Source organism: Treponema parvum, assembly GCF_017893945.1.
In the GTDB taxonomy this organism is placed as follows: domain Bacteria; phylum Spirochaetota; class Spirochaetia; order Treponematales; family Treponemataceae; genus Treponema_D; species Treponema_D parvum_A.
This window is the reverse complement of the sequence record NZ_CP054257.1, coordinates 2,483,055-2,503,053: the sequence shown is the minus strand read 5'-3', so window position 1 is coordinate 2,503,053 and position 19,999 is coordinate 2,483,055. Positions and strand designations below refer to the sequence as shown.

At 44.1% G+C, this 19,999-nt stretch carries 20 protein-coding genes; 10 read left to right on the top strand and 10 right to left on the bottom strand.

Annotated elements, in window-relative coordinates; all coding sequences use genetic code 11:
• Positions 1-277: 277 nt before the first annotated feature.
• The 6 genes from HRI96_RS11125 to HRI96_RS11100 are packed head-to-tail and all read left to right on the top strand — an operon-like array spanning position 278 to position 4,336.
• Positions 278-1,060 carry a TrmH family RNA methyltransferase gene (locus tag HRI96_RS11125; RefSeq protein WP_210117415.1) on the top strand — a complete coding sequence of 261 codons (783 nt, stop codon included), beginning with the start codon at positions 278-280 and terminating at the stop codon, positions 1,058-1,060.
• Between the two features lie 20 nt (positions 1,061-1,080).
• Positions 1,081-1,659 carry a phosphodiesterase gene (yfcE, locus tag HRI96_RS11120; protein ID WP_210117414.1) on the top strand — a complete coding sequence of 193 codons (579 nt, stop codon included), beginning with the start codon at positions 1,081-1,083 and terminating at the stop codon, positions 1,657-1,659.
• Positions 1,660-1,687: 28 nt separating this feature from the next.
• Positions 1,688-2,698: a hypothetical protein gene (locus HRI96_RS11115; RefSeq protein WP_210117413.1), complete on the top strand. Its 1,011-nt coding sequence runs from the start codon at positions 1,688-1,690 to the stop codon at positions 2,696-2,698.
• Positions 2,695-3,462, top strand: a complete 768-nt coding sequence (locus tag HRI96_RS11110) for a Nif3-like dinuclear metal center hexameric protein (protein WP_210117412.1) — start codon at positions 2,695-2,697, stop codon at positions 3,460-3,462. Before HRI96_RS11115 ends, HRI96_RS11110 begins: the two co-directional genes overlap by 4 nt.
• 14 nt (positions 3,463-3,476) lie before the next feature.
• Positions 3,477-4,004 (top strand): signal peptidase II, encoded by a 528-nt coding sequence (lspA, locus tag HRI96_RS11105; RefSeq protein WP_210117411.1) that lies wholly within the window; start codon positions 3,477-3,479, stop codon positions 4,002-4,004.
• A complete protein-coding gene (locus tag HRI96_RS11100; RefSeq protein ID WP_210117410.1) occupies positions 4,001-4,336 on the top strand; it encodes a hypothetical protein in 336 nt (111 codons plus the stop codon). The genes lspA and HRI96_RS11100 overlap by 4 nt, the downstream gene beginning before the upstream one ends.
• Before the next feature lie 98 nt (positions 4,337-4,434).
• Here HRI96_RS11100 and HRI96_RS11095 read toward each other — a convergent pair whose 3' ends face one another.
• The 3 genes from HRI96_RS11095 to HRI96_RS11085 form a co-directional block, all read right to left on the bottom strand.
• Positions 4,435-6,123 (bottom strand): hypothetical protein, encoded by a 1,689-nt coding sequence (locus tag HRI96_RS11095; protein WP_210117409.1) that lies wholly within the window; start codon positions 6,121-6,123, stop codon positions 4,435-4,437.
• Positions 6,124-6,218: 95 nt separating this feature from the next.
• Complete coding sequence (locus HRI96_RS11090) at positions 6,219-7,292, bottom strand: biotin--[acetyl-CoA-carboxylase] ligase (protein ID WP_210117408.1); 1,074 nt, start codon at positions 7,290-7,292, stop codon at positions 6,219-6,221.
• 11 nt (positions 7,293-7,303) lie between these two features.
• A complete protein-coding gene (locus HRI96_RS11085) occupies positions 7,304-8,026 on the bottom strand; it encodes a 5'-methylthioadenosine/adenosylhomocysteine nucleosidase (RefSeq protein ID WP_210117407.1) in 723 nt (240 codons plus the stop codon).
• Between the two features lie 395 nt (positions 8,027-8,421).
• Here HRI96_RS11085 and HRI96_RS11080 point away from each other — a divergent pair, with 395 nt between their 5' ends.
• Positions 8,422-8,745 (top strand): cupin domain-containing protein, encoded by a 324-nt coding sequence (locus HRI96_RS11080; protein WP_210117406.1) that lies wholly within the window; start codon positions 8,422-8,424, stop codon positions 8,743-8,745.
• A gap of 250 nt (positions 8,746-8,995) precedes the next feature.
• Complete coding sequence (locus tag HRI96_RS11075; protein WP_210117405.1) at positions 8,996-10,855, top strand: M3 family oligoendopeptidase; 1,860 nt, start codon at positions 8,996-8,998, stop codon at positions 10,853-10,855.
• Between the two features lie 142 nt (positions 10,856-10,997).
• Here the strand turns inward: HRI96_RS11075 and HRI96_RS11070 are convergent, their stop codons facing one another.
• Positions 10,998-11,690, bottom strand: coding sequence for a PrsW family glutamic-type intramembrane protease (locus HRI96_RS11070; RefSeq protein ID WP_210117404.1), 693 nt, complete (start codon positions 11,688-11,690; stop codon positions 10,998-11,000).
• Positions 11,691-11,775: 85 nt separating this feature from the next.
• Here HRI96_RS11070 and HRI96_RS11065 point away from each other — a divergent pair, with 85 nt between their 5' ends.
• A complete protein-coding gene (locus HRI96_RS11065) occupies positions 11,776-12,381 on the top strand; it encodes a shikimate kinase (protein WP_210117403.1) in 606 nt (201 codons plus the stop codon).
• Here the strand turns inward: HRI96_RS11065 and HRI96_RS11060 are convergent.
• The 4 genes from HRI96_RS11060 to HRI96_RS11045 all read right to left on the bottom strand — a co-directional run bounded on the left by HRI96_RS11060 (position 12,340) and on the right by HRI96_RS11045 (position 16,692).
• Positions 12,340-12,861, bottom strand: a complete 522-nt coding sequence (locus tag HRI96_RS11060) for an FKBP-type peptidyl-prolyl cis-trans isomerase (protein ID WP_210117402.1) — start codon at positions 12,859-12,861, stop codon at positions 12,340-12,342. The two genes, HRI96_RS11065 and HRI96_RS11060, sit on opposite strands and share 42 nt — an antisense overlap.
• A gap of 1 nt (position 12,862) precedes the next feature.
• Positions 12,863-13,111: a NifU family protein gene (locus HRI96_RS11055; protein ID WP_210117401.1), complete on the bottom strand. Its 249-nt coding sequence runs from the start codon at positions 13,109-13,111 to the stop codon at positions 12,863-12,865.
• A gap of 285 nt (positions 13,112-13,396) precedes the next feature.
• Complete coding sequence (locus HRI96_RS11050; RefSeq protein ID WP_210117400.1) at positions 13,397-15,520, bottom strand: flagellar assembly lytic transglycosylase; 2,124 nt, start codon at positions 15,518-15,520, stop codon at positions 13,397-13,399.
• A 14-nt stretch (positions 15,521-15,534) separates the two neighbouring features.
• A complete protein-coding gene (locus HRI96_RS11045) occupies positions 15,535-16,692 on the bottom strand; it encodes a LysM peptidoglycan-binding domain-containing protein (RefSeq protein ID WP_256729237.1) in 1,158 nt (385 codons plus the stop codon).
• Positions 16,693-16,932: 240 nt separating this feature from the next.
• Between HRI96_RS11045 and HRI96_RS11040 the strand changes: the two genes are divergently transcribed.
• On the top strand, positions 16,933-18,654 hold the full coding sequence (locus HRI96_RS11040; protein WP_210117399.1) for a phospholipase D-like domain-containing protein: 1,722 nt from the start codon (positions 16,933-16,935) through the stop codon (positions 18,652-18,654).
• A 25-nt stretch (positions 18,655-18,679) separates the two neighbouring features.
• On the opposite strand, the gene HRI96_RS11035 is transcribed toward HRI96_RS11040, so the two are convergent.
• The gene (locus HRI96_RS11035) at positions 18,680-19,516 is read right to left on the bottom strand and encodes an RHS repeat domain-containing protein (protein WP_210117398.1); all 837 of its coding nucleotides are present in this window, start codon (positions 19,514-19,516) and stop codon (positions 18,680-18,682) included.
• Positions 19,517-19,747: 231 nt separating this feature from the next.
• The gene (locus HRI96_RS11030; RefSeq protein ID WP_210117397.1) at positions 19,748-19,972 is read right to left on the bottom strand and encodes a hypothetical protein; all 225 of its coding nucleotides are present in this window, start codon (positions 19,970-19,972) and stop codon (positions 19,748-19,750) included.
• Positions 19,973-19,999 lie beyond the last annotated feature (27 nt).

Here is a 19,999-nt window from a genome sequence, read left to right as displayed (position 1 = left end):
CGAGTTTGCGGAGCAAACTCGGTAGTGAGGCGAAGCCGAACAGCGTTCTCGCCGAAAGCATAGCATTACTGGCTGATATTTTCAAAATTCGAAATTCGACCAAATAGATAGAGGATTTTACACTTTCTGTTGTCAGTTGTCAAACTTAAATTTCCCGCGGTTAATTTTTCGTCCAGACTTAAATTCTCGGCGAGGTTTCCGGCTGTCGGCGCGGTTCAGTCAGCGCAGCTTCCGGCTTTCAGTTGTTACGCCTCCGAAAAACTGCTATATTTTTTTTATGAAAAACAAGGCAAAAAAAGAACTCGCTGTCTGCGGATTTGAAGCGGTTCTTGCCCTTTCCCGCATTCATCCGGAAAAAATAACGCGGCTGTATTTTTCGGAAAACCGCATACACAGCTTCGGCGGCGCATGCAAATTCCTTGCCCAGCATAAAATCCCCTACAATACGGTACAAGACACCGAGCTTGAAAAACTTTGCGGGAGCGTACATCATCAAGGAGCTGTGGCCATGATAGCCCAGCCTGAAATCGAACCGCTCACTTCCGAAATTACGGACGATTGGCTGCACAAAAAGCAGGGAGCTCTTCTTCTTGACAGAATAGGAAACGCAAACAATTTCGGCGCGATAGTCAGAAGCGCAGCTTTTTTCGGGATGAAAAATATAATTATTCCGCTTACGGAAGAGCAAACTTCCATTACGACAAGCGCTTATCGCATAGCGCAAGGCGGCATGGAACTTGTAAACATTTATTCCGTCATGTCGATTTTAAAGCTGCTTGAGGCCTTAAAAGGAAAGATGTTCAGGCTGGGCAGCGACGTAGGGGCTAAAACGCACATTTCTCAGATACATGCTCTTTGTAAAGCAAAACCGGCTCTTATCGTGCTGGGCAATGAGGAAAACGGCATTTCACGGGAAGTAAAAGAAAATTGCGACGCTCTTGTCGTGATTCCTTCGGCCGGAATGTTTACGGACCCTGATAAGGCGGCGCCGGTTGAAAGCCTGAATGTAGCGCAGGCCGCTTCGGTAATACTTTATGAATGGGCTAAAGGGAACGCGTAGCGTTTTAATAGGAGAAGCAAATGAAATACTTGATATTTTCGGATATTCACGGCTCGGCTACGGCTTGTGAAAAAGTCATAGAACAATTTTCAAAGATGAAGGCGGATCACATCATCTTGCTCGGCGACATTCTATATCACGGCCCGAGAAATCCTTTACCTGAAGGACACAATCCCGGCCGTGTTGCAGAAATACTTAACCCGCTGGCAAACAAGATAATATGCTGCCGCGGCAACTGCGATGCGGAAGTCGAAGAGATGGTTTTAAAGTTTCCGGTGCTGGGAACATATTCCCTTGTAGTTGACGAAGGAGTCCGCCTGTTCTGCACGCACGGACACGTGTATGCGCCGGAACGAGCCGACGGCAATGTCGCCGTGAGCGGAAGCAAGACACCTCCTATTTCGGATTCGGCCGTGATCTTTTACGGACACACGCACATTCAAGTCCTTGAAAAAAACAAGTCGGGCGTTCTTGTCTGCAATCCTGGCTCCGTATCGCTGCCTAAAGGAGGTTCCCCTGCGGGATTCGCCGTATATGAAAATAAGACGGTGACCTTATACGACATGGAAGCGAAAATACTGAATTCTCTGCATTGCTAGATTTCATCTTTTCGTATAATATTTTGTCATGACCGACTCGTTGACGGGAAACCTGCTTTGCCTCTTTCTATTAATTCTCATAAACGGCCGTATCTTTTTTTCAAAGCATAAAAACAGCATAACCGTTACGGTTCTGTCGCCCGTCGTCCTGATTGTCTCTTTTTTTCAGATCCTTGCACAGGGCTGTACCGTTCCTGCATTGCTTATATTCGCCCTTTCGCTTGCGGTATTCATCCTTAACATACACGCCATATCGCGATTTGCTTCACACTTGTATGTAGACAGATACAGTCCCGTTTTTTATATTTTTTCACTGTTTTTTTTTATTTGCACGATTGCATTGACGGTGCTGATCGTCTATTTTCGTGAAGTGCCCGTCGACGCTTCTTCTTACGGTGTGACGGAAACCGCCGAAAGGCTTCAAGGATACGGCAAGGGAGCTGTTTTATGGACATTTAAAGAAAAAGACGGTACGGACGAACAAAGGACGAGCGAAAAGCCCGTCATTCTTTTTAGCGCCGACAAAAGGGGCGACACAAGGTCGTACAGGCCGTATCTGATACTCCTTGCGCGCTCCGGGTACACAATATATTCCTTGGATTTATACCAAAGCCCTGTTCCATACGTTTCTTCAAGGCTGGATCTGCCGTTTTTCAGGCGAAGCGGCCTGATCTATCTTTCTTTAAAAAAGCCTGACGAATTTATAAAAAACGAATGGAAATTCACAAGATCCGTCTTAAACGAATACGAAACTTTGCTAAAGATCGTTTCGGAGCGGCAGGGTTCACAAACCCGCTGTTTTTACATCGGCGACCTCATGCAGGAAAAAGCTCTTATAAAGCTGAGTGAAGAAAATTCCCCCGATTTTAAAGGCGTCTTTTCTTTAGCTTCCGTAGATCTTTATAAGAACAAGGGATACGGCTGCGTAACTCAGACCGATCCTTTTACCGCCTATGTTTTAGGAACAAAGCGGGAACCGACATTAATTGTGCCTTCTTATATGGTCTTACGCACAAAACAGGCGTTGGAGGAAAAATGACGTTGACCGAATTGGACGCTTATTTTAACGGTTTTTTGCGCAAGGAAGATTTTATTAACGATCCTTCCAAGAACGGCATACAGATCTCAAATTCTTCGCCCAGCGGTAAGCAGATAATAAAGGTTGCCTTTGCCGTCGACGCCTGTGCCGCTACGGCTTTGCGCGCAGCGGAAGAGGGAGCGGACCTTCTTTTTGTCCATCACGGACTTTTTTGGGGACAATGTGATACTATAACCGGCGTACACTACGAGCGTATAAATATTTTTTTAAAAAACGACCTTGCCCTTTATGCAAGTCATATTCCCCTTGATTCAAACAGCAGCGTCGGTAATAATTACGGAATAGCTTTTCGGTTAGGACTTACCGATCTGAGCCCGTTCGGGCAATGGAGAGGGATGACGATAGGCGTTAAAGGCGCTCTGCCAAACCCTCTTACCGTAGAAGAGTTGTCTCAAAGGGCCTTGAACAAGGGCGAAAAACCTTTGTACGTTTTGCCGTTCGGTGTAAAAAAAATAAGGACTGTAGCTATAATTTCAGGAGCGGCGGGCGAAGATCATGTTCAGGCTGCAAACGAAGGAATCGACGCTTACATAACCGGAGAGATAGGCCACGAAGTTTTTCATTCCGCAAAAGAACTCAAACTTAATCTTATCGCCGGCGGTCACTATCAGACGGAAACCGTCGGAATAAATCTTGTCCGGCAAAAGCTTGAAAAAGAAACCGGCATTAAGACCGTCTTTATCGATTTTCCTACAGGATTGTAAACAGGATCATAAAAATGACTGAAATAAAATTTAAACAAAAGCTCATTCCCTTAATTTTGACGGCGGCGGTTTTTATTTCGGATCAGCTTTCAAAAGCGCTTATCGTAAAGCGGATTCCGCCTTTTTCAATAGGGGCGTCGTTTTTAGGGGATTTTTTACGGATTATCCATGTGAGCAACCCGGGAATCGCTTTTAGCGTAGGCGGAAGTCTGCCCTCTCACATCCGTGCGGCGCTTTTTTCCGTCATGCCGTTTTTTGTGATTTTGCTCGTGTTTATCATTTATTTTAGAAACAATGAATTTTCAAAATTGCAGCGCTGGAGTATTTGCGGAGTTCTCGGCGGAGGCCTGGGGAACCTTTTTGACAGAATTTTCAGAAGCGAAGGCGTGGTAGATTTTATCGACGTCAAATTTTACGGCCTGTTCGGAATGGAAAGATGGCCTACGTTTAACGTAGCTGATTCGGCCGTAGTCGTCTGCGGGGCAATTTTAATATTTTCCTTTGTCTACGCGATAAAAAAAGAAAATCCGGAGGATAAATGATGGACGAGGTAAAAATTACCGAATATCAGCGCAAAAAAAACACGATTATTTTTTCCATAGCCGTAGGAGTGTTTAATTTTATTTTTATGATTGCCCTGCTCGTCGCGTTGTTTATCGTAGCGGTTCTTGTGATTTACAAAGTCTTTAATTTTTCGTCTTCTTTGCCGCTCCACATAGTTATGCCGTTCATTTTGGCGGCGGGCCTAATACTAGATATAATCTTATCGGTAAAAATCATACGCTTTATCATCGTTAAATTCGATCTTAAAGACAAGATAAACAAAAAGATAGCGAATCAATATTTATACAGTAAAAAAAGTTCACGCCCCTAAAATGTGCGTTTATGCCGCACTGCCGTGACCGACGCGCCGAGGCAGTTTTTAAGCAATTTGACGGCAAAGGCAAAAACGAAGCCCTCTCTGTAAAAAAATCAATATCCGTCCGACATGGCACGGTTTATATCTTTTTGATAAAGTTCCGCATAAGCGAGGCTTCTCTTTTTGAGCTCGTCTTTGAGACTCTGCGGGAAGGGAAGGTGTCTCCAAAAAATTCCCCGAACGGTCTTTTCAAGCCGCTGGACGCCGGTAGATTCCTTAGTCATCCATAGGATATAATCTTCGATAAAAAACGATTTGAGGTCGCCTTTTAATTTTTGGGAATCTATCCACTGGTAATACTGTCCGGTCAGTCCTTCTTCCATCCAGTAGTAAGAAGCTTTTTCTTTTGCGACCTGCCAGCGAAGATCCGCAACGGCGCGCAATATTGAAATTTGAAGGTTGCGCGGATACATGGGGATCACAATGCGGCCGCGGCTTGTGATACGGTTGTAGCGGTCAAAGGGTTCCCAGCAAAAGCCGAATTCCCCGTAAGAAGGAACAAGGAGCACAAAAGGCACAATCCTATTGGGGACATTCTTGTGAATCCGGCAAAAGGCTCCCGGATCTATGGATTCTATCCAAGACAGTATTGAAATAACATTTTCACGAAAACCCGTTTCCTTAGGCAGACAGTGGAAAAATTCCCTTGAAAAGATCGGGAATTGATTGCCCTGTCGTCCTACGGTCATTTTTACCATTTGGCGCACGGTAGTCATTTCAGTATCAATATCCGACTTCCTTACTTCGACAAGCTGCGGTCCGGCGGCTATCTTTTCCTGCAGGCTTGTCTGTATTTCTTTTGCCTCTCTGAAATCCTTAAAGTTGGCGGATAATTCCTTATCGTTTCTTGAGAGAGCGCGCAATCTTTCATTTATTTCGGAAAATAATTTTTTTTGTAAATCTGAATAAGGCATCTTGTGCGGTTCAAGCCCGATGGCCGGTTGATGCTCCAAAAGCATGTCTATGCGGTTTCTGAGCTCGGATTCAAGCATGCTTCTTTCGTTTTCTTTTACGCTTAAAAGACTTTCCGAATTTTGCAGCTTTCCGCTGTTTTTAGTCTGCAGCTGTAAAAGATACTGCTGTTCGGCGGTATCCACTTCTGCGGGCGAAGAAGCCTTGTGGGCAGGGCGGGCTTCGTCCGTTGCCGATATGGGCAGGCGCCCTGACGCTATTTCCTTAAACCACTCGTCTACGTAAAAAACAGGTTCGTCCGACGTGTTTTCAATAAATGCCTTGGCAAACATTTGTTTTTGTTCGGGCGTAAACAACGACGGAAGGAGCACGCCGTATCGCAGCAAAAGACGCTTAGGCATCGGCGTAGAAAGGAGTCTCATCTTAGGCGCGATAGAACGGAAAAATTCCCAATATGCGCTGACAAGACGCTGTCGAAAAACCGTCCTGTCCTGAGCGTCGCGGCATTTTAAATACTTTGAGAGTACGGAATGGAGTCTCTGCGCCGACTGGTCTTCTCCGGACAGCGCCGTTTTATAATACGACGGGTCGTCAAAAAAATCGGCAGGTACGTCTTGAAAAAATTTTTCTACGGGAGCAAATTCTTTTTTACTTAGATCGACTTTTATAGGATCGCTCGTTTTTCCTTCAGCCGTTTCCTGAGCGCCTTGTTCATCGGTAAAAGAGCCGCCTTCCGGCACGTCTTCGCCGCCGTTTTCTTCCTGTGCCGTAGATTGAGTCGCCTGATTTAATAAAGCCAAAATAGAAGGATCTAATTCGGAATCGCTCATGAAACTGGTCTCCTACTTTTTGATATTATACGCGTATAGCTATATAACTATATCACAGACTTGAGTAAGTTTACAGTAAAACCTTTGTGAGAAAATCAAAAAGATAAAAAATTTTTTGAATATAAACTCACTTCGCCGCTTTGTAATGTCTGGTAAGTTCCGTCGCTTTTTTTTACAACTAAGGCCGCGTCTTCCGTTATGTCCACGGCTTTTGCCGTATATTTTTCTTCTACGCCTATGACGGGAGTTATTTCCAGAGTCTTACCGAGCAGAAAATTTAATTGCTTGTATTCACTTATTACATCTTTTGCTTCGGAAGAAAGAGGATCGTTTTCCTGTTCGGCGTATATGTGTGAAAGTTCCAGCGCAGTTTGCGCTGCAAGCTCGTTGCGCTTTGCCGGCTCTCCTTTTGTTCCCAAAAGCGAACCTGCGGTATCCGCTATCCGTTCCGGAAATCCTTTTGCATCTTCGTATATGTTGATCCCGATCCCTATAACGGCGGCTTCAATCCTTCCCGTTTCAAAGTCCGTAATTCCTTCGGTCAAAATTCCGCATACTTTTTTGCCGTTTACGAAAATATCGTTTACCCATTTTATTTTAGGTTCAGCTTTATACAATCTTTTAAAAACACGGCACACCGCTACGGCAGCTGAGGCTGTCATCTTTGCCGGATGAACAAGGTTTTTTTGCGGAATGTAAATCATGGATAAATAGACTCCTGTTTTTGCCGGCGAATAAAATTCTCTCCCCAAGCGGCCGCGCCCAGCCGTCTGTTCATTTGCGATTATTACCAGTTTGTGAAGCTTTTTCCCTTCAGGCGTAAGAGCCCCAAGCGCGTCGCGCAATATTCCGGCCTGTGCACACAGGCGCTTTGCTTCAAGATTCGTGGAATCGAGCCGGTCGTAAACACAAAACCGTATGCCTTCCTTCGGTAGAACCAAAGATTCCATCGCAGACAGTGATAAATTTTCTTCATTGCCCTCCAATCGGTATCCGCGGTTTGTGACGCCTTCGATCTTTATTCCGTCTTTGGCAAGAGACTTTATCGCCTTCCAAACCGCCGTTCTGGAAACTCCGCATTTTTCAGCCAATTCCTGTCCGGATACGAAAACTCCACTTTCCTGAGCTGCAGAGAGCTCTTTAAAAACGAATTGTTTCGTTGAAATCATATTTTTGCCGGTCAAAATAACTTTATCATTTTCTGCACGAGAGCCGCGCTCATTTTTGCGGCGTTTGTTTCGTTAAAAGAATAAACGGATTCATGTCCGTCGTCCGCCATGTCTGACATGCAGCGTATTATCACAAACGGAATATCGTTTACAAAGGCCGTATGCGCTATCGAAGCTCCTTCCATTTCAACGCACAGAGGGTTACAAATTTCACGGATACGGTTTTTTACCTGCTTAGCGGAAACAAACTGATCCCCCGAAGCGATTCTTCCGCTCATAAGCTTATGTCCCTTTAATTCGGGGATACCGTCAAAGGCTTTTTGAGCGGCGCGGATCATCGTTTTATCGGCTATAAAACAGCTGGTTTGCATCTGCGGAATTTCCGTAGGCTTATAACCGAAGCCTGTCGCGTCCATGTCATGGTAAACGGCTTGCGTCGAAACCACGAAGTCCAGAACATCAAGACCCTTTCCGACGGCGCCGGCTATTCCTGTATTTATAATATGAGTTACATCGAATTTATAAATCATAGTGAGGGCGCAAAGCGCTGCGTTTACTTTGCCCACGCCGCTTTTTGCCACAACGACGGGAATTTCATCTATCAGGCCTTCAAAATACTCAGTGCCGCAGTATTTGACGGCGTTTATCCGCTTTGCTTTTTCATTCGGGGTCATAAGGTCTTTTAATAAAGAAATTTCCACTTCCATGGCGCCTATAATACCTATCTTTTTCATTTTATCTCCTGTGAAAATTTTAACGATCGGTGCAACAATTGCGGAAATCCTGCCGATCGGCGTAGCATATACTTAATTTACCAAATTTTTGTTTCAAACCGCAAAAAAACGCATTATATGCGAAAAATTCACACAATTGCGATTGACATAATTTTTATAATTATATATATTACTCTTACCAGCAACAAACAACTTGAAGAGCCGCATTCTTCCTCCTTTTTGCGGCTCTTTTTTTATGCCCCCGCAAGTACTTTATGGTTCAATTTCGAGCTTTTAAAGTGCGATGCTCAAAGCAAGAACCCGTCTGTTTTTTTATTGTCAAATTCAGTATATTTATATCACATTCAGAACACAATAAAAAGATTTGTGTATTACAAAATGCATGGAGCGACACAATGATAACATATGCGGATAAAATACCTTATAAGGATTTAGGCGGCGGAATAACGCGCAAGGTTGTTACGTATTCGGAAAATCTCATGCTGTGCGAACTTACATTTAAAAAAGGTGCCGTCGGAGCGCTTCACAAACACGTTCACGAACAAATAGGATATGTCGTTTCAGGCTCGTTTGAAGTTGAAGAAGCCGGCGCGGGTAAAAAAATTATAAAAGCCGGAGACGCTTATCAAATCGCGCCGAATGTAGAGCACGGAGTAGTCGCGCTGGAAGATTCCGTCTTGTTGGATATATTTAATCCGATGAGAAAAGATTTTGTTTAAAGACGGCTGAAACCTGATATGGCGCCGGATGTGCGGCAAAGCGGCTTTTCGTCATGCGGCGGATTCGCCGAGCCGTTGACGCATCGGCGGCTCGGCCGGACGCTGGGCAAGGCAACCTCTCGCCGCATAGGACGTATTCGGCTGGTCTTAGCAGTACGTTTGCCGCGCATTCGATGCAGCGGGTACTCGCCGCAAACGATAGGCGGGGGTAAAAGCTCTAAATCGAATGAGTTATGGATTAAATATGGATATGGAACAAACAAATAAAAATTTAAAAGCCCCCGAGTGGGATCTGAAAAGCATTTATCCTTCATTGAAGAGCAAAGAATATAAAGACGCTCTTAGGGATTATGAAAAGGGAATGGACGAAATCGATTCGCTGTTTAACTCCGCAAATACGCTTTCGGAAAAGAGCAAAGACAATTTTGACTTTCCTTTGTGGCTCAGCATGTATATCTCTTGCGCCGACAAGACGGGGGCTCTTGAAGAATCGCTTGCCGCTTACGCTTACATAATTTATTCCGTCGATACCGTGAATAAGGAATATCTTGACAACCTGTCCCGCATGGAAGAATTACAGCTCAGGTCAAAAAAACAGGAACTCATATTCCGTTCGGTGTTAAAGAAAAACATGGGACGCCTTCCGGAATTTTACAGACGCTACCCCGAATTTTCCGACTATGAATTTTTTATAAATGAAGAGCTTGACGAGCTGTCTCACCAGATGAGCGACGATGAAGAAAACCTGGCTTCGGATTTGCAGCGCACCGGAGGAGACGCGTGGGCGCGGCTTCACGAGCAGCTTATTTCAACTTTGAAAGACAGGGAAACCGGCAAAACCTTTAACGAATTGAGAAGCGGCGCATATTCGCCTGAAGCGAAGACGAGGAAAGATTCCTATGAAAAAGAGCTTTTTCTGCTTGAACAAAACAGAATCGCTTTTGCCGCGGCGCTCAATAATCTGAAAGGCGAAACCGTTTGTCTGAATAAGCGCCGCGCTTGGGAAAACGCCGTCGACCGCTCGCTTTTTTCGGCCAGAATGAGCAAAAAAACTCTTGCTTCCCTGATCGGCGTTATAGAAGAAAGTCTTCCCATGTGGCGCAGATACATGCGTTTTAAAGCCGAAATTCTGTACAATTCCGGCGCCGCCTCAAGAGGTAAACAAAAAGGGCTTTCTTTTTTCGACATGTTCGCTCCTATTCCCGTTCCTGCCGGAAGCGACGCTTCCGATTCGGTTTTTGACCGCGTGTGGACGTTTGAAGAAGCTAAAAAATATATAATCAAGGAATTTAATTCTTTCAGCAAGGACATGGGCGGCTTTGCTGAAAAAGCCTTTGAAAACAACTGGATCGACGCTTCCGTCCGAAGCGGAAAGGTCGGCGGCGCTTATTGCCAGGATTTTCCGGCGCAAAAAGAATCGCGTGTTTTATCCAACTTTACGGGGTCATTTTCGGACGTCATAACCCTTGTTCACGAACTGGGGCACGCATACCACCATTCGTGCGTAACCGAAAATCCTTATTTGCTTTCATCTTATCCCATGACTTTGGCGGAAACCGCCAGCACCTTCGCCGAAACCATTGTAAAACAGGACGTCGCTCCTTCGGCAAAGGGAGCGGACAAAATCCGGCTTCTTGAGTTCGACTTGCAGGATTCGTGTCAAATTTTAGTCGACATTCTAAGCCGCTATTATTTTGAACAGAGCGTATTTGAAAAACGCGCTTCCGAAGAACTTACCGCCGATGATTTTTGCGCTCTCATGAGAGACGCTCAGGAACGCTCGTACGGCGAAGGTCTTAATGAAAACCGGCACGAGTATATGTGGGCGGTAAAAACACATTATTACAGCACTTCTTTGGATTTCTATAACTTTCCTTATGCCTTCGGGCAGCTGTTCGCTCTGGGACTCTATGCCCGCTACAAAAAAGAAGGCCCCGAATTTGCAAAAACTTACCGTCTTTTGCTTTCCGATACCGGAAAGATGAACTGCGAAGACTTATGTAAAAAAGCGGGCTTCGACATTACGGAAAAAGATTTTTGGCGCTCCGGCGTTTCAATCTACGAAAAAGAATTCAAAGAATTGGAAAGCCTTTTTGCCTCTAAAAAATAGACTATAGCGATAAAACCTGTTAAGCAGTAAAATTTTCGCGCCGCGGTAATATTTCTCTATTTGCTGAAAAAAAACCGCGAAAGTTGTGATTTACAGATTGAAATTTTCAGGCTGCGATTTTCAGCTGCAAAGTATTGCATGCTTAAACCTGCTTTGCTTTTTTTGTTCGTGCCTTTTTTTCGTTTACGACCAAATAGCGGATGCGGCATTCTACGATCGCAAAAAGAATCACAGGTATGATAAACCAGTAAAGCGGCCCTGAGTTTCCGGCGAAAAAATTATATAATCCGTGAAACACTACTGCAAAAATAAAGGACGTAATATCCGAAGCTTTTTTTCGGAACGACCAGATATATAGGCCTGAAAGCCCTGCGCAAAACGTGTGTATGATTACGGCCGTGAACATTCTTATCAATATAAGCTTGTACACTACGCCGATTCCGCCTGAAGATATTTTTTGCAGATAGACCAGCATGTAGATCACCGACTCAAAGCTGCCGAAAACAAGCCCGCATAAGACGGAACAGGCAAAAAACGCCGGTAATTTCAGCTTTTTATAAGGGAGCAGGAGCATAAAGATCATTTTAAGACTTTCTTCGATCAAACCGTTAAAGACAAGGGCCGTTATCAAAACCGTAAAAAACGTATGCGCCGTAAAGATGGGCAGGCTGAGAACAACATATTCCGTAAAGGCCGTAGGCAAAACCGCAAGCAGCCCGAGAAAAGAAGCCCAAAGCTCATGGCGGATTTTTAAAGAGGGAACAAGAACTGCGAATATGATAAAAATCGCGGCATACATTACAAAGCAAAGGGCGATCGGAGCCAAAACGTTCATAGCATCAGCATATCTCAACAAAAATTCTTTTGCAATTGAAAATTATCCGTGCATACCTTATGCTCTTGCTTAAGGGAAAAAACTTATGTTCTGCCTTACAAGATCCGTCGTTCTCATGGGAATAAAACACTGCGGAAAGTCTACTCAGGGGAAACTTCTTTCAAAATATTTTAACTGTCCTTTTTTCGATACCGACGATCAAATACTGAAAATCTGCGGCATGTCCGCAAGAAAAATATACTTGGAAAAGGGCGAAGACGAATTTAAAAAGGCGGAAACCCTCGCATGCAAAGCGATATGTGAGAATATCGTTTACCGCCCTGCCGTAATTGCGACGGGAGGAGGAATTTGCGACAACGATCCCGCTTTGGAAACGCTCGGCTCGTCAGGCGGCCTTTTCGTATTTTTAGATGTTACCGAAAAAACCGCTTCCGACAGGATCTTAAAAGAAGCGATTTTTGAAAACGGTAAAATAAAAAACATTCCCGCCTACATAGCAAAAAAAAATCCGCACACCGAAGAAGATGTGCGGATAATTTTCCATGATTTTTACAAGCGCAGGAACGATAGGTACGTGTCCCTTGCGGATCTTACGCTTTCGCCGTCTTCCTGCTCTGCAAACGAAAACACAAAAAAGCTCGTTTCCTTGCTACTCTCCGCAGGAGCCGCCGCACCCTCCGCAACTGCCTGAACATCCGGAACAGCCTCCGCCGCAGCCTGAAAGCGGTTCCATGTCTTCATTTGTCGCGTCGCGGACGCTTACGACCCTTACGTCAAAATGAAGCTGCTTACCGGCTAGTTCATGGTTTGCGTCTATCGTGATTACGTCGTCCGTAACTTTTTTTACCGTTACTACGGAAGGTCCTCCGGGGCTTGAAGCCTGAAACTTCATTCCCTCTTTGATTTCCGTTCCTTCATCGAAATTCTTTCGTGGAACTTCTATGAGCAGAGACTTGTCGTACTCTCCGTACCCGTCTTTAGGTTCGATCACGGCGCTAAAAGAATCGCCTTCGGATTTTCCTTCAAGAAGAGCCTCAAGGCCGGAAATAATCTTTCCCGTGCCGTGAACATATTCAAGAGGGCTTGAGTCTTTTGACGAATCTATAACGGCGCCCGTTTCGTCTTTTAAAGTATAATCGATGCTGACAACTTTATTTTTTGCTACTGTCATTTTAAAATTCCTGTACGACTTCCTGTACTTCAGGAACGGCATCTTTTAAAAATTCCTCAATTCCCATTTTTAAAGTCATGGTGGACATGGGGCAGGAGCCGCAGGCGCCTACCAAACGTATGTGCACGCGGTTTTCATCATCGAGCGACAAATATTCCATATCGCCGCCTTCAGACTGCAGGTAGGGACGAAATTTATCTAACGCTTCCTTTACGGATTTTTCAAGCGGATTTTCTTTATTGTTTTCCATAATGCCTCCTATAAAACTTTTGCGGGCGCCTGCAGCGAAGCTTTAGGCCTGTTTCAATATCCGAAAAAGTTTTTAGCTGTGCGCTCTTTGCGCACTGTTTAACTCTTTACATTAATATATATAAATCTTTGCCGGAAGCATAGACGAAAAACGTTTTTTTACGAAAATATTTTCAAAGTCGCGGCGGAAGACCGGGCGGAACTCGTTTGCGGCGAGCAAATCAAATCCGCGCCGGCTCTTATGCGTCGCGGTCTTTGCGGGGGCGGCTTTTTGTACGTCGAGTTTTTATTTCATAATCTTACGGATCGTTTCACCCGGCGTAATATCGTAATAAAGCCACCCGTATATCGCCGCAGCAAAAACTATCTTTCGCCCGTATTCGCGCGTTTCCGAAAAAGGAATCGTCTCCAAAAAAAGATCCATCGGAAGCGTTTTTGAAATTTCCAATTCTTTTTTTGAATTCGACACCCATCGCCTGACACGCGATATTCCGCTGTTGTAGGCGAAGGCTGCAAGCAATATCGAAGAATCCAGCCTTCCTATAAGATTGCTGAGATAATAAGCGCCGAAGCGGACGCTTGTTTGAGGGTCCGTCAGGTCATATTCTTTGACTTTGAGATGATTTGCAATGTCCTGCCCCGTGCTCTGCATAAGCTGCGTTAATCCTACGGCGCCGGCGGAACTTCTTATGTCGGGATCGAAAAAGCTTTCGCTTCTTATAAGCGCATATAAAACTTCTTCATCCAAGGAGAATTCCTTACACGCGTCGAAAACCAAGTCGGAATAATTTTGCGGGTAAGCTTCTTTTAAATCTTTTTTTGATAGAATTCTATCGCTTTCGTTTACGGCGATCGAAGCTATGCGAAGGCTTTTGTATAGATTGCCCGGTATTTGTCCCGAGCATTTGTTTATAAAAGAGGAAACGGAAAGAAGGCAGTCCGTCCCCAGCGGTATTCTCTGTAAATAAAATTGTTCCCATGCCGAATATATCTTTTGAGGGAACCCGTAAGATGCATATCCCAGCAAAAGGTTTTCTGCGTCCTTGTCGGCGTCAAATGAATCTTTTCTTTTCGAAGAAAGCAATGCATTTTCCAGTTCCTGTCCTGAAAGGTTTAAGCGCTCCGCGGCCAAAAGTTTGTAATAAGAAATCGAACCGCCTTTCAGCGCGGCGCGAAAAAGTTTTTGAACGTCTTCTTCGGTTTTTTGATCCGCCGCAGATTCGATAAGTTTTGTTTCGATAAGGCGTGCGCTCAAATAAGCGTACTTTGCACAGACGTCCTCGTCGGCAACATCTTTGATTATCGTATAAACCTTGTAAAAATCACTGAGCTTGTGCCCCGAAAGCAATAAGACGGACATTGTATAAAAAAGGTCGGAAAAATATTCGGGATCGTTCCACTTTGTGCAGTAGGTCTCTAATCTCTGTATTGCCTTATCAGTTGAAATTCCAAGATCCAAATTTAAAAGATACCACAGAGCGTTATCGTATTGCTCCCCTGTTACGGAAGCTTCCATGGCTTTTAAGTACCGGTCTGAAGCGAGGGTATGATGACCGCCGGCTTTTTCATACAGGCGGGCGGCGTAAAACCATGCGTAAAAGGCCGTTTCCGAATCTCCTTTAGAAGCGGTCTGGGCTGCAATGCCGTCAAAAAGAGAGGCTTGGGCGGTAAAAGAGCCTATTTCGGATCCGAAAAGACAGGCCTTGCCCATGTCCGATATGAGCTGCCTTGTAAAGCGCGGATCTTCGGCGTTAGCGATTGTGTCTTTTATGAGCGAAGATATTTCATTAATCTGATTGTATGCGAACTGATAGTTCTGCGTAAAAACCGCCGCCCTAAAAATCAGTATGTTTTTTTTATTTTCGTCCGAAACGGCTAAAGGGTTTTCTTTAAAAAATCTGAAATGCTCCTGCGTATATTGCCGCAAGGCAAACCACTTGTATACGGTGTCTTCATAGCGGAGATCCTGTTTTTCTCTCATAGCGGAAAGCCGTTGAAAGGCAAGAACGTTGCTGCACGTTCTTATGTCAAGATCGTCGGTTACGGCAATGAGCTTGGAAAATTCCTTTCCTTCGTTTAATGACGAGGCAAGCAAAATAAGAGAGCGGTCGTCGGGGAATTTTTTTGCAAGATATTCACAGGAAGCGATACGCTCCTGTATGTTCCCGAACCTTGTCAATTCTTCAGCGCAGAGGCGGGCGGTATATTTGCTTCCCTCTTTTATTCCTTTTCTGAAAAAACGCTCCGCATTTTTTACGTCGTTTTTTTCAATGCTCTTAAGCCCCTGAAAATAATAAGAATCTTTTCCGTATTGTTTTTGCAGCTTCCCGCTCTCGGAACTGCAGGACAAAGTTGAAAAAATTAATGAAAAAACAAAAAACCCTACCGTTTTGCTTATGAGGCACGCCACAAGATTTTCCGGCCTTACTCTGCAGGAATTATTATGGTCGTTCCGGCAATGATGTGATCGGGATTTTTTATGCGGTTATAATTTGCGATCTTGCGGTACTTCCACGGGTTCCTGTAATATGCGTCCGAAATATCCCACAATGTGTCTCCCCACTTTATCTTGTATGAAATGTTTTTTTTGCTCTCAGGCTTCGCGGCCGGAACTGCGGGTACTACCTGAGGCGTGGGCGGCACTACTATTTCGTTTTCTTTTGCAGGGGAACGGGCGGGCGCGGGCTTTTCCGGCGGAGGTAAAGGCTGCTCTACGGCTACAGGCGCGATCTTGACGGCGTCTTTATTTGCTTTTTTTGTGCGAAGGTTTAATTTTGAAGGAACTACGAACAGGATCAAGACCGTAGCCGTTATGCAGATAACGGCGCAGATAAGACAGATTATTACGTGCCGTTTTGTCTTTTTTACATCTTCGCTGCTTACGCCCGAATCTTCATGAGTTTCCTTATCATAAAAATCGTCAAAGCTCAGTCCGTCTTCCGTCCTGCTTTGCCCGTCTTTGTCAAAATTTTCAGTCGAATTTATACCGTTCGTTTCGCCGGATTGATCGGATAGACTGCTCCGGTCGGCAAAATCGGGTTTGTCCGAGTCTTCATCAAAGTCGGGCAGATCAAAAAAATTATCGTCGTCGCTTTTTACCTTATCTGCTGCGGCAAGCAATCCGCCCTGTGTTTTTTCGGCCGCAGATTCCTGTTCCGTGCCGAAACTGTCTCCGAGATCAAAGTCAATGTCGGGAACTTCCGATTCCGGAACCAATTCAAAATTGGCCGGTTCTTCGCGTTCTTCAGGAGGACGGTTTACGAGATTTATGGATATGTTGCTCTTTTCTCCGGAGTCAGGATCGCTGATTTGGGCGGATAACTTATTGTTTTCATCCAGCGTTATGTCAAAGGACAGGGTAGGTTCCCCGTTGGGGCGTGCGGCAAGGTTGTTTATCTGCAGGGAGTCGACATATTCTGCGTCTTGCATGGTTTGGCTTTCAGACCGGTATAGGTCTACTTGAACAGTCTCCTGATTGTCCTTGACGGTTGTCAGCTCCATTCGTTTCTTTTGAGGTTTTCCTTCTTCAAGTATAGGATAAAAAGATCCGTCCGCAAGTTTTATGCCGATTGTTTTACTCATAACACACCCTCGTCTATAACATTCCGTTTTCTTTTATCGGCATAAAATGCATATTTCTGAAGTGTTTTGTTAAAGGCTTTTTTACCGGAAAATCACCGAGCGTTACTCTTTTTTTGCTGAGATTTTTATGGCGGATTTTGCCTGTGAATTTTCAGGCGAATTTCAACGCGGCTTCCAAGCCTTGCCGCAGTCGGCTGTGCGATTTGCATTTTTTAAATCAAGCGCTTATAATTTTGCCGTATGAGAATGAAAAATTCGGAACTTAAAACCGATTCATTTAGATATAAACGAAAAGTAAAAAAAGGCTCAAAAAAGATCATAAAAGTCCGCCGAAAAAGTAAAAAAATTCTTACGTACTTGTTGTTCGGCCGGATACTCGTCATATTATTTCTTCTTGCAATACAATTCCTTTTTTTGTTTTCAATAGGCCGCTTTTTAAACCCCATACTAAGCTATGTAGTAAACGGCGTCAATATATTAAGTTTCATATTCATGATATTCCTTGTGAATAATAATTCAAAGCCGGAATTTAAACTTGCATGGATGATACCCGTTGCGGTCATTCCCGTTTTCGGAGTTTTATTCTACATCTTTTTTAGGACAAATATCGGAGCCGTGGGATTGCGCAAAGCTCTGGAAACGACCACAAAAGAGATGAAAGATTCTCTGCAGCCCGATCCTGAAGTTCAGACAGTCGTAAAGCACACGCCTCTACTAAACGATACCGCCTGGTATCTGCAAAATTCCGGCGGATTTCCCGCCTATATGAATTTTACAGCATCCTATTTTCCCAGCGGAGAGGCCAATTACAGTGACATCATGACGGAATTGAAAACGGCAAAGCGTTTTGTCTTTATCGAATACTTTATAATCGGAATGGGAAAAATTTGGGATTCCATTCTTGAAATTCTCATAAAAAAAGCGAAACAAGGCGTTGAAATCAGGGTTATGTACGACGGAATAGGTTCAATGATGTTATTGCCTTCCGGTTATCCCGAGTATCTTGGTACCTTCGGCATAAAGGCAAAAGTTTTTGCGCCGTTGATCCCAATACTCTCAACGCATCAAAACAGCCGCGATCACCGAAAGATTTTTGTCATTGACGGGCGAGTAGGATATACGGGCGGAGTAAACATAGAAGACGAATACATGAACTTGCGCCATACCAGGTTCGCTTATTGGAAGGATACGGCAGTAAAGATAAGCGGACAGGCCGTAAAAACTCTTACGGCTCTGTTTCTTCAGACATGGAATTTAAATGAAAAAAAACCCGACGATTGGGATTTTTACACTAAAATGTCGGACACGCCCGATGTTGTTCCCCCTCTGTCGCTTTCCGGAACACTCGCTTCTTCCGTTTTATTACAACAGAATTTATCAAAGCTGGATGCAAAAACGCCGCCCGAGCGGACGGGCGGATTCGTAATTCCCTACGGCGACGACGGGGTAAACCTGGAAGACATTGCTGAAAACGTTTACTGCGATATTTTAAACAAAGCGCGCTGGTATGTTCACATTACAACTCCATACATGATATTGGACAACACGCTTGAAACCGCCTTAACCTTTGCCGTAAAACGCGGAGTTGAAGTATCGATTCTGGTTCCTGCAAAAGCCGATCACTTTGTTACCTTCTGCATAGGGCGAACGTTTATAAAGACTCTTATAGACAAGGGCGTCCGCGTCTACGAATACGTGCCCGGTTTTATACATGCAAAGATGTTCATTTCGGACGGAGACCGCGCAGTTATCGGAACGATCAACTTGGATTATCGGAGCCTGTTTCATCATTTTGAATGCGGCGTCTTTATTTACGGAAATCCCGTCATCCGCGACATGGAAGACGATTTTAAATTGACACAGAAAAACTGCCGTGAAATTACCTTGGAGGAATATAAAAAAATACCGGTCTATCAAAGAATGATAGGCCGGATCGCAAGAATGTTTTCGCCGCTTTTATAAATCCATTTTATAAATCAGCGCGCCGTTATTTTTCGTAAACGTACTCGCTCATATCTATCAGTTCGTTTACGATCGTGTCGAATTTCTTTGCTACATTGTAAGTTGTCGTTCTTATAAGATTTCCGTCTTCGTTATAGCGATAAAATTCCCTTTCTTCAGCGCCGGTGACAAAGTCGTATACTGCAGTTTCCGTGACCGTTCCTTTTTCGTCAAAACGGTACTGGATTCTTTTCGTCGCTTTGCCGAAGCCGTCAGTGCTGTTGACTTCCGCTAGCCTTCCTTCGTCGTTATAAGTGTATTTTTGTTTTTGATCCAGAGCGCCGTCGGCAAAATATTGATTTGTTTCTATCTTTCTGCCGGAAGAATCGAATTTATGGATGTTTTTCCAAATGAGCTGTCCGTTTACATTGTATGACGATTCTTCACACTGGGTTTTATCGTCGGAATATTTTGTAATCGTTCTTCCGGAAAGCGTGTCGTTTTTGTTGAATTCCGATTCGTCTATGACAAGACCGTCGTCGTTGTATGTAAACGATATGCGCCACTCTGTAATATTGGCCGCATCCGTGCTTATCTTTGAAGCGACGAGGCCTTTTTCGTTGTATGAGTTTGTGATTTTGCTTAAAAGAATTCCCGCCGCAGTAATTTCCGAAACTTCGGTTTCTCTTCCCTGATCGTCAAATTTATAAGTGTATCTTATGTCCGGCGTGCGAAAATAATCGCCGAATTTTTGCGTTATCACATAATTTGTCTTTGTATACGACTTCACGTTTCCGTTTATTTTAAAAGACGGCGGATCGGCAAAAATTCCCGCCGGAATTATAGATGATAAAAATAAAGCTAAAAAACAGATCTTTTTCATAGAAACCTCCAAAATAAAAATATTCCATATATCGAATTTAAATAAAATCTTGCAGTTACTACTATCGGCCGGTTTCTCTTGAGGCTTTACTTTTTATTTTGAGAAATGTTTTCAGCTGCGCTATTTTAGTCTGCATATTGAAACAGAACATCCAGTCCGTTTTTCTTAAGTGCTATAAGCTGTCTTGCAAGCGTAATCCGCAATCTATGATAATATTTGTGTCTGCCAAAATCATATTAAACTTGTCTCGCGTAATTCTGTAACTGAATTTTTATCAAGGTGAATTTTCCCGGCTAATGCAAAAAAGGCTTGTTTGTTTTTGGATTTTATTTGCTCTGCATGATTTTCCATGAAATCACCTTGCTCCGCTTCAAGCAGTTTGATAAAAGTCGAAACCGGCGCTAATAGCGATTCGGGCAGCATTTTTACTTGTTCAATCACTGTTTCGTAAGACATAGGGAGACCTCCTGTGTTTTAAGTTAT